At 40.2% G+C, this 10,953-nt stretch carries 9 protein-coding genes; 4 read left to right on the top strand and 5 right to left on the bottom strand.

What is annotated here, in order from left to right; all coding sequences use genetic code 11:
• Positions 1-271 precede the first annotated feature (271 nt).
• From D0T49_RS08835 to D0T49_RS08820, 4 genes are all read left to right on the top strand, one after another.
• Positions 272-964 carry an OmpA family protein gene (locus D0T49_RS08835; RefSeq protein WP_163630466.1) on the top strand — a complete coding sequence of 231 codons (693 nt, stop codon included), beginning with the start codon at positions 272-274 and terminating at the stop codon, positions 962-964.
• Positions 965-1,226: 262 nt separating this feature from the next.
• Complete coding sequence (locus tag D0T49_RS08830) at positions 1,227-2,132, top strand: nucleotidyltransferase (RefSeq protein ID WP_163630464.1); 906 nt, start codon at positions 1,227-1,229, stop codon at positions 2,130-2,132.
• Positions 2,133-2,142: 10 nt separating this feature from the next.
• The gene (galE, locus tag D0T49_RS08825; protein WP_163630567.1) at positions 2,143-3,195 is read left to right on the top strand and encodes a UDP-glucose 4-epimerase GalE; all 1,053 of its coding nucleotides are present in this window, start codon (positions 2,143-2,145) and stop codon (positions 3,193-3,195) included.
• A 112-nt stretch (positions 3,196-3,307) separates the two neighbouring features.
• Positions 3,308-4,279, top strand: coding sequence for a type I phosphomannose isomerase catalytic subunit (locus D0T49_RS08820; RefSeq protein ID WP_163630461.1), 972 nt, complete (start codon positions 3,308-3,310; stop codon positions 4,277-4,279).
• 664 nt (positions 4,280-4,943) lie between these two features.
• Here the strand turns inward: D0T49_RS08820 and D0T49_RS08815 are convergent.
• From D0T49_RS08815 to lpdA, 5 genes are all read right to left on the bottom strand, one after another.
• Positions 4,944-7,028, bottom strand: a complete 2,085-nt coding sequence (locus tag D0T49_RS08815; protein ID WP_163630459.1) for a S9 family peptidase — start codon at positions 7,026-7,028, stop codon at positions 4,944-4,946.
• Positions 7,028-8,143 carry a hypothetical protein gene (locus D0T49_RS08810; RefSeq protein ID WP_163630457.1) on the bottom strand — a complete coding sequence of 372 codons (1,116 nt, stop codon included), beginning with the start codon at positions 8,141-8,143 and terminating at the stop codon, positions 7,028-7,030. Before D0T49_RS08810 ends, D0T49_RS08815 begins: the two co-directional genes overlap by 1 nt.
• A gap of 106 nt (positions 8,144-8,249) precedes the next feature.
• Positions 8,250-8,939, bottom strand: a complete 690-nt coding sequence (locus tag D0T49_RS08805; RefSeq protein ID WP_163630455.1) for a ComF family protein — start codon at positions 8,937-8,939, stop codon at positions 8,250-8,252.
• Positions 8,940-9,039: 100 nt separating this feature from the next.
• Positions 9,040-9,402: a diacylglycerol kinase family protein gene (locus D0T49_RS08800; protein ID WP_163630452.1), complete on the bottom strand. Its 363-nt coding sequence runs from the start codon at positions 9,400-9,402 to the stop codon at positions 9,040-9,042.
• Positions 9,403-9,430: 28 nt separating this feature from the next.
• Positions 9,431-10,798 (bottom strand): dihydrolipoyl dehydrogenase, encoded by a 1,368-nt coding sequence (lpdA, locus tag D0T49_RS08795; protein ID WP_163630450.1) that lies wholly within the window; start codon positions 10,796-10,798, stop codon positions 9,431-9,433.
• Positions 10,799-10,953 lie beyond the last annotated feature (155 nt).

Genomic DNA, 10,953 nt, shown 5'->3' with positions numbered 1-10,953 from the left:
TTCAGGCACCCTCTCCAAACGGAGAGGGAAAATGGAAAAATTTTTTTGAGAGGGACTTTGAGAGCGAGAAACGAAAGAGAAATATCTGATGAATTTGATACTTAATATGTAATTTTGATGAGGTTATCCTAAAAAAGGACAAAATAATTCACACTATTACTTGTTTAATTATAAATTATTTTTCATTACTTTTAAAACATTCAAAACTGATTAGCCGTTATATTCACAGATAAGACTAAAAAAACTGATTGCTAACAATAAAAACTACAATATGAAAAAGAATATATTTATAGTCACACTGCTTTGTACAGGAATCCTGCTTTCCGGCTGTGCGTCATGGAATAATGCGGCTAAAGGAACCGCAGCAGGGGCGGGAGCCGGAGTCGGCATTGGCGCTGCTATAGGTGCTTTAATAGGGAAGGATGGTAAAAGCACGGCCATTGGTGCTGCTATAGGTACAGCCGTAGGTACAACAGCAGGAGCTATTATCGGCAAACAAATGGACAAGGCCGCCGCCGAAGCTGCCGCCATCGAAGGTGCAAAGGTCGACAGTTTTACTGATGCAAACGACCTGAAAGCCTTACGGGTAACTTTCGATTCGGGCATTTTATTCGAATTTAATAAAAGCACATTGAACGAGGCTTCAAAAAAATCGCTGACCAATTTTTCGAAGGTATTGAAGGACAACCCCACAATGGATATTATGGTATTCGGGCATACTGATAATACAGGCACTTTGGAAGCTAACCAAAAAATATCAGAAGACCGTGCACAAGCAGTAGCCCGTTTCTTACGCTCGAATGGAGTACCTGCACGCCAGATTGTTGAGATAGCCGGGCGAAACTTTTCGGACCCCGTTGCCAGCAACGAAACATCGGCCGGAAGGGCGCAAAACCGCCGGGTGGAGGTATATATGTATGCCGGCGAAAACATGATTAAGGAGGCTCAACAACAAGCCAGATAGTTACAAGCTAACAGCGAGTAGTGAAGTATTACAGGGTTTGTTTCCCCCTCCGAAAAGACAATACATATCACTTGTTTGTACCGGATACTTATTATTATAAAAGAGTTCGTTTGTATTATTTCAGACGGACTTTTATTTTTTTATAGAGCTGAAAACCGCTTTCATTAAACAAAAAAGCATAAATAAAAAAAGATGATATACAATATAATTTCGTTTTTCAAAACAAATCCTTAATTTTGCAGTTCAAAATATAGATCAGAATATGAAACCAACATTATTTGTATTAGCCGCAGGCATGGGGAGCCGGTACGGCGGATTGAAACAACTGGACGGACTTGGTCCTAATGGTGAAACTATCATGGATTACTCAATCTATGATGCCATTAAAGCAGGTTTTGGAAAAGTTGTTTTTGTTATTCGTAAGAGCTTTGAAGACGATTTCCGCTCAATCATCGTTGAGAAATTCAAAAACATGATTGATGTTGAGGTGGTTTTTCAAGAAATAAGCAACGTTCCGGAAGGTTCGACTTACAACCCTGAACGCGAAAAACCATGGGGCACAAACCATGCAGTTATGATGGGACAAGGCGCAATCAAAGAACCATTTGCGGTGATAAACGCTGATGATTTTTATGGTCAGGAGTCTTTTGCTGTTTTAGCTGAATTTTTACGCAACGTAGAAGGCGAAAAAAACAACTACTGCATGGTAGGATACCGTGTAGGCAACACACTGTCGGAAAGCGGATCGGTAAGCCGTGGAGTATGTGTAGTGGACGAAAACAGCTACCTGAAAAACGTAGTGGAACGCACACACATAGAGGAAAAAGGCGGTACAATCTACTATCTCGACGAAAAAGGAGAAGAAGTAGCTATTCCGGCCAGTACTCCGGTTTCGATGAATATGTGGGGATTCACTCCCGATTATTTTGAATATTCTGAAAAAGAATTTAAAAAATTCTTAGCTACCGAAGGAGATAAACTGAAATCAGAGTTTTATATCCCATTGGTAGTAAACAACCTTATTGTAGAAGGAAAAGCAAGCTGCAAAGTGCTGGATACGCCTTCGAAATGGTTCGGAGTGACTTATGCGGAAGACCGTCCGCAAGTTGTTCTTAAGATAAACGAACTGATACGCAAGGGAGTTTACCCCGAAAAGCTATTTAAATAAAAATCTAAATATCATGGCAAAAATTTTAGTTACCGGCGGAACAGGCTATATAGGTTCTCATACCGTTGTTGAACTGCAGAAAGAAGGTTTTGAAGTAATTATTGTAGATAACCTTTCGAACTCGAACATTGACGTTCTGAACGGTATCGAAAAAATAAGCGGCATCCGTCCTGCTTTTGAAAATATCGACTGTGTTGATTATGTCAGCATGGACCGTATGTTCGAAAAATATCCGGGAATAGAAGCTATTATCCATTTCGCGGCAAGCAAAGCAGTTGGCGAGTCGGTAGAAAAACCATTGCTGTATTATCGCAACAATCTGGTTTCGCTGATAAACTTACTACAATTAATGCCGATACATAAGGTTAAAAACTTTGTTTTTTCATCTTCATGTACTGTTTATGGTCAACCGGACGAACTTCCTGTAACTGAAAAGGCTCCTATCAAACCCGCTTTGTCGCCGTACGGAAACACAAAGCAGATAGGCGAAGAAGTAATTCAGGATACTATCCACTCCAACTCATTCTACAAGAGCATCATCTTACGTTATTTCAACCCTATCGGAGCACACCCAAGTGCAGAAATCGGAGAGCTCCCTAACGGAGTGCCAAACAATCTGCTTCCTTTCGTTACACAAACAGCTATCGGGCTGCGCAAGGAATTGAAAGTGTTCGGGGAAGATTATAATACCCCTGACGGAACTTGTATCCGCGACTACATTAATGTGGTAGACTTGGCAAAAGCACACGTTATTTCAGTAAAACGCTTACTGGAAGAAAAAGGCGAAAGCCCTGTGGAAATTTTCAACCTGGGAACAGGACGCGGACTTTCGGTACTTGAAATCATCCAGACTTTTGAAAAAGTAAACGATGTAAAAGTTCCTTACCAGATAGTAGGACGTCGCGAAGGTGATATAGAACAAGTTTGGGCAAACCCTTCGCACGCCAATAACGTGTTGGGATGGAAAGCTCAGGAAACAGTAGAAGACACCCTGAAAACAGCTTGGACTTGGGAAAAAAGACTTGCTAAACTCCGCGAAGAGAAAAAACAAACAGAAGAATAAAAAACTTACTCCTATAAACGAACGGTTGGTAATACAATTTATATCACAAATTTTTGCCAACCGTTCTTTCTTTCTCTCTCCTTATCAAATTTTAATCTGCAAAACATTCGATATGCTTTATCCTTTAAAATTCGAGCCTATTCTGAAAGATAAGATTTGGGGTGGAACAAAGTTACAAAAGCTGTTTAATAAGCCTGCAAAATCAGAACGGATAGGAGAAAGTTGGGAGCTCTCAGGCTACAAAGAAGACAAATCGGTTGTAACAAACGGATTTTTGGCAGGAAACGACATTGAAGAGCTTATAGAGGTATATATGGGCGAGTTGGTGGGAGATGAAGTTTTTGATAAATTCGGATTAAGTTTCCCCCTGCTTTTTAAACTGATTGATGCTAACGACGACCTCTCAATCCAAGTACACCCTAACGACGAGGTGGGAGCCGAACGGCATGACGCTTGTGGCAAAACCGAAATGTGGTATGTATTGGATGCCGAACCCGGGGCGGAGCTAATTATTGGATTTTCAAAAGACACATCGCGCGAAGAATATATTGAAGCTGTGGAAAAGGGAAAAGTAGAAAACCTGCTTCAAAAAGTATCGGTAAAAAAAGGCGATGTATTCTTTATTCCCGCAGGATTGGTTCATTCCATAGGTAAAGGAGTAGTTGTGGCAGAAATTCAGCAAACAAGTGACCTTACCTACCGCATATACGACTATAAGCGTACCGATGAGCACGGAAAAGAACGTGAATTACACATCGAACAGGCTTTGGATGTAATCAACTTTAACGCTATAAAAGAGCCTAAAACCCAATATAAGGATGAACTAAACAAAGTAGTGAAATTAGTAGAAAGCGACTATTTCATCACCAACATTATCCGGTTCAATCAGGAGATTATCCGTTCTTATGCTTCTTTGGATTCTTTTGTTGTCTACATCTGCGCCGAAGGCAGTTTTTGCATCGAATACGATGGTGAAACGACAGCAGTAGCAAAAGGAGAAACCGCACTAATTCCCGCCATTATCGACCAAGTTAAACTAATTCCCGCCAAAGAAAGCACCATATTGGAAGTATATGTACCCTGAATATTTTTTTAGGGGAAAGGAGAAAGTCCTTTTTATTTATCTGCTCCTTGGCATCATTACCGTTAAATATAACAATCCGCACAGCGACATAAAGCCACTGTGCGGATTGTTATATGTGGAATCTTAATTGGCGTATAGCGGCTTAAAGTCCGCTTTACGCCTATTTTTTATATCATCACCTCATTAGTGTCCCATTAAAAATGGAAATTACCTCTTCAAGCGATTGAAATATAGTTNNNNGAGCTATGTTTATTTAATTAAACTTTAATCGTTTTATTTTAATGGGACACTACTGTCATCACCTATGTAACAATAAGGTAATAAGGTTGGTTTACCCTTACTTGTGTGATTACTAAGGTTTATCAACAAAATAAGGTAACTTACAAAAACCTTATTTTAAAACAATAACCTTAATAACTGATACTACCTGACAATAATAACCTTATTAGCTTATTTTTGGGCGATAATTTAATAGCAATATGACTGATTATTTGGCTTTTAGGCCAGTCTCTGTCGCACGATTGTATCGTGTAGCACTTAGACTATTTTGTCTCACCACGCGAAAGATTCGCGCGGTAGCAATGGCGAAGTATATGTGTTTTGAATATTTTTAGAGGAAAGAAAAAATACTTTTACCTTTCCCCTTTATACTTTTTACTAATTGCTATTTCAACCACTTATCAAGCCATCCGAAGAAGGTACGTTGCCACAGGATAGCATTCTGAGGCCTTGTTACCCAATGGTTCTCGTCGGGGAATACCAGCATCTCGGCCGGAATACCACGAATTACAGCAGCATTAAATGCAGCCATCCCCTGAAGAGAAGGAACACGAAAATCTTTCTCGCCCACAATAACCAATATAGGAGTGTCCCACTTATCTACATACAAATGAGGCGAATAGGTATAAGATTTCTGAGCTTTCTTATTATCCTTATCCCAAAAAGGGCCTCCCAAATCCCAATTAGCAAAGAATAATTCTTCGGTAGTCAGGTATTTCTGATGAAAATTGAACATACCATTATGCGCAATAAAAGCCTTGAAACGCTTATCGTGATGTCCTGCCAGCCAATATACCGAGAAACCTCCATAGCTTGCACCTACGCAGCCTAAGCGGTCGGAATCTACGTACGATTCTTTCGCCACATCATCTATTGCCGAAAGGTAGTCTTTCATATTTTGTCCGCCATAGTCGCCACTGATTTGCTCCAACCATTCCATGCCAAAACCGGGCACTCCTCTGCGATTGGGAAGTACGATAATATAGTCGTTTGCAGCCATCAACTGGATATTCCACCGGTACGACCAAAACTGGCTTATCGTATTCTGTGGTCCTCCCTGACAGTATAACAGAGCAGGATATTCCTTGCTGGGGTCGAAATTGGGCGGATATACAACCCATGTAAGCATTTGTTTACCATCGGTGGTTTTCACCCAGCGTTCTTCCACCTTACCCATTTGCAGTTGCGCCAGAATATCCTTGTTTTCAAAAGAAATTTCAGTAGCTTCGCCGCTTACAGGGTTTACCGAGTAAATTTCACTCGGCTTGCTCATCGACTGGCGGGTAGCTATCAAACGCTCACCGGCTGGGATAACAGACAAATAGTCGTGAACTCCTTCGGTCACTTTCGTAACCTTAGCTGTTTCAATATCAGCGCGGTATATCTGGGTTAATGCTTTCACGCAACTTGTAAAATAAACCGATTTGCTGTCGGCAGTCCATGCAAGGCTGTGAACGCTTTCGGGAAAATCTTTTGACAAATCTTTTTTTGCACCTGTAGCAATATTCATCAGGAACAGGCGGTTTTTGTCCGACTCGTACCCGTCGCGCTCCATGCTTTCCCATGCCAACCATTTGCCATCGGGCGAAAAAACAGGATTCACATCGTACCCCATCATACCCTCTGTTTTATTTTCGGTTTTACCCGTTTCAAGGCTGTAGAAATAAATATCTGAATTAGTGGTAAGCGCATATTCCAAGCCTGTTTTCTTACGGCAGGTATAAGCTATGGTTTTACCATCGGGACTCCACGCCAGTTGCTCAATTCCACCGAAGGGCTTCATCGGGCTTTCGTATGGTTCACCTTCCAGTATATCACGCTCATTTGATATTTTATCTCCATCAAAATCCGCATAAAGCGGATGCGGTACAGTTTCTACCCACTCGTCCCAATGCCTGTACATCAGGTCGTCCACTATACGGGCATTTGCCTTAGGCAAGTCGGGATATTTATCTACTACACGCTCGCCATATTTTACATCTGCCACAAATAATAATTTAGATTCGTCAGGCGAGAAAGCATAATCGCTTAGTCCACCTTCACGGTCGGTAAGCTGCTTGCGCCCGCTACCATCGGCTTTCATCTTCCAAAGTTGCATACTTCCGCTTTCGTTGGATAAAAAAGCGATGTACTCATTATCATTCATCCATTTAGGAGCAGCCTCACGGTAAGGAGTTCGGGTAATCTGTTTTTTATCCGAGCCATCAGCGTTCATCACAAAGATTTCAGAATTGCTTTTATTCTCCGGAACGCTGTAGTAAGAAACCGTATATACAATTTTTTTACCATCGGGCGAAACATTTACACCTCCTATCCTACCGAACGACCAAAGCACTTCGGGCGTCATAAGCCCGTTTTCAATCTTGATGTCATGTTTTCCTATAATAGTTGCTTCTTCTTTCTTTGCATCGCCACACGATGCTGCTAACACGGCAAGCGCCATAATACTTGTTTTTAAAAGTGTTTTCATTATTTCAAGTGTATATTATTTATCAACTCACAAAATCTTTCAAGATTGAAGTTGTATGTAGAATTAGTGGCAGTGAAATTAATGTAGCAGAACACATCCGTTCCTTCCAAAAATACATTTTGACAGTAAAACCATGAATTGCTCCTTGTAAAAAAATATCGCTCCTTATCTTTTTCATCAACAAGTACTTCTAAAGAATTATCATCAATATTTCTAGGGAAAAACTCTTTTTTAAAATCATCAAAATTCTCTGAAGCTGATTTATATTTCCAAAAAACAGCAACACCATTCACTACATTGTCTTTTTCAGGAAATGATGCAGAGATAAAATTTTCATAAGGACTCTGCAATATATTTAACCATCGAGGAATCTTTATTTCAATTAAATCCTTGTTATCTTCTATCACAAAATTCGTATTGTCTAACCTCTTTTTCAAAACATCTAAATTGATATAGCTTCCATAAACATTCAACGTGTTAGCAATATTCTCTAATTGGTTTATTTCCTGCTTCAAATTTTCATTTTCTAAAACAGGAACACTAATCGACACACAAGTATTTCCATGAATAACAAAATCTAAAAACAACTGATGCGTTACATTCAACTCAACAAAGTCTTCATCTTTTAAATCACTTCCATCTGCATCGTCATATAAAATAATCTCTCTGTCTTTTTTTATTTTATTTTTTTTAGGATTTTCGAACCACCAAATCAGGAAGGGTTTTTCTTTTTCATTATAAAAGAATTTTTCTTCACTTTTTAATTTTTTTCCAACAAGTTTTTTTTGATACTCTAACTCCCACTTTTTATGTTTGGTTAGTGCCATTTCTTCTATCTTCGCCGAACCCATTGCTCCAGTCGGAATTCCGCTATTAAATGGCATTGAATTTAGTTGCATTGTTTTATTATTGGCATAATATAAATTATTCTCAACAACAAAAAAAGTATCTGCTTTTATTTCGATAGTGTACCAATTCCTGTTAGAATTATCAATAAACAAATAAGTACTATCCAACTTAAGCAAATATCGGACAATTTCATCTTTTTGTTGAGTATACAATTTGCTGACTGATATGATAAACAATAACAGCAGTATGATTTTCGATTTTGTCATAATATGTATCAGATTTTCGTTACTTATACTGTCCGGTTTTGCACCTCTTTGTCTTATGTTTTATACAGTTTAACAATTTATCAACTAAACAATTTTACATTCCACTCTATGCTATTGCCAATGTAAAGACGCTTATCTTAATATCCTTGGTTTGGAGCAATGCTTTTGCGCATGCCTCAAGAGTAGAACCTGTGGTCAGTACATCGTCGACAAGCAAAATGTGTTTCCCTTCGAATGTGTTTTTATCCTTCAATTCAAAGATACCCTCAGTATTTTCATAACGCTCGTAAACCGATTTCTGTGTCTGCGACACATTTTCGCGTACTCTTATCAAACTTTCGGTATTCTGTGGTTTATTCATTGCCTCCGACAGTCCTTTGCCTATCCACTCGCTTTGGTTATAGCCGCGCTTTTTCAGCTTTTTAGGATGAAGCGGCACGGGTACTATCACATCGACCGTAGCAAAATCAGGAGACTGCAATAAATCGATTCCGGCAAACTTACCCAATACCAGCCCTACCTCTGTATCGTTTTTATATTTCAGGCAATGGAGAATTTTCTGAAATGAAGAACCTTTCTGAAAAAAGAAAAAGGAACTCCCCCGTTGTATCGGCACTTTACCCCAAAGCCGTTCTTCCACCGGATTGTCGTCCTGCAAATGATAATTTGTTTTCGGCATGTTATGCAGGCACTCCAGACATAAGCATCTTTCCTCTCCTACCAGCAACCTGCCACAGACCAAACACACAGCCGGATACATCAGGTTTAGCAAATCGGCGAAAGGATTCCTTTTCATGCTTCCTTTTCTTTATGCTTTTAGGCGTAAAGCGGACTTTAAGCCACTATACGCCCTACTGCAAAATTTATCTTGACTCTTGGTTCTTTGCTCTACGGCATTATCCAAACAAAAGATTCCAACCTTTAGGCACAAATATAATCAGCCCTACAATGGCCGAGAAAATAGCGCATACAAGCACTGCTCCGGCTGCCATATCCTTTGCATCGCCGGCAAGTTTATTCTTTTCGGGCGATGCTAAATCTACCACGCTTTCGATGGCTGAATTTATCAACTCTGCCCCAAACACAAGCCCGAAGCAAAGCAAACAAAACATCCATTCTATGGTGCTGATGCGAAACAGGAATCCACAAATAACCACCAATACCGCAACAATCAAATGAATGCGCATATTGGGCTGTGTAGCAAATGCTTTCCATATTCCCCGAAAAGCATAACCGAAACTTTTTATTCGTTTGTTCATTGGGCTACAGACCGTTAACTGTATATAGTTAAATCACCGTTTCCGGCTCAAAAGTCAGTAAGGTTTCTTTAATAATTTCGCTTACCGTCGGGTGCGGGAATACGCTTTTTTCCCACTGCTCTACGCTCATTCCCTGCTCTATAGCTAATGTAGCTAATGTAATAATTTCTGACGATGGGTTTCCTATCATGTGCACTCCACAGATTTTGCTATCCTCGTCTACCAGTATTTTACACAATCCGCTCCCACCTTCATTTTCGGCTACAAATCGTCCCGAAAAAGTCATAGGAAGGCGCAATGCCTGATATTTAACTCCATTAGCCCGTAAGACTTCTTCTGTGGCTCCTACTCCGGCCACCTCTGGATTGGTATATACTACGCCCGGAATGGCTTTGTACGACATAGAATCGTACTCGCCCCGGATGAAATTTACAGCCACTTCGGCTTCCCTAACGGCAGTATGTGCCAACATGGAGAAACCTGTAACATCGCCTGCTGCAAAAACCCCCGGCACAGACGTCTGCATCCGTTCGTCTACCACGATACCACCGTTTTTCGACAATTCTACTCCCAGATTTTCCAATCCAAATCCTTTTGAATTCGGGCGGCGTCCTACGCTTAACAGTATTTTATCGGCTTTTACAAACTGTACTTCGCCATCTTTTTCGAAAAACACTTCGTCGCCTTTCACTTCCAGCACTTTACTCTTTACATGGAACGTAATGCCTTTTTTTGTGTATTCTTCGCGCAGAATATGGTTAATTTCCTTATCCATGTTGCCAAGTATCTCGTCCTGCATTTCGATAACAGTAACTTGGGTACCCAACGTATTGAAAAATCCGGCAAACTCCATCCCTATAACTCCACCACCTATCACAACCAGGCTCTCAGGCTGTTCTTTAGATTGGAGCGCTTCGCGGCTTGTCCACATATTTTCAGCTGAAAGCCCCGGAATAGGAGGCATTATGTTTTCGGAACCGCTACAAATCAACAACGATTTTACCGTATAATTTTCGCCATTGCTATGGATTTCTATTTCTTTTTCCTTTTTTTCCTGTATCTGCACATCTCCTTTCACAACAGTGATATTCTCATGATTCAGCTTAGCTCTAACTCCTGCATTGAGTTTACGAACCACTTTGTTTTTACGGGCAATGATTTTTTCGTAACCAAAACCTACATTCTCGGCACTGATACCATATTTTGAAGCATTGCGTGCATTTTCGTACAGTTTGGCACTATACAAGAGCGTTTTGGTAGGGATACAACCCTCGTTGAGGCATACACCGCCAATATCTCCTTTTTCGAACAAAACAACAGTCAAACCAAGTTTTGCAGCGTGCTCGGCTGCTGTATATCCGGCAGGCCCCCCGCCTATAATTCCTAAATCGTGCATAGCTTTTATATGTTTTTTAATTATATTCTTTTAGTACATGACAAAAAACTGAATAGCAACCGGTATTTTACTGATATTTAATGTTTTTGTTTAAACCATCTACTTCCTTTTGCCTTGATGCAAAAGGAACAAAAAATCAAGACTCTGCCCGCTTC

The organism is Paludibacter sp. 221, assembly GCF_010501035.1.
Taxonomy (GTDB): Bacteria; Bacteroidota; Bacteroidia; order Bacteroidales; family Paludibacteraceae; genus QVMH01.
The sequence above is the reverse complement of the archived record's forward strand: the minus strand, read 5'-3'. Positions and strand labels throughout refer to the sequence as shown.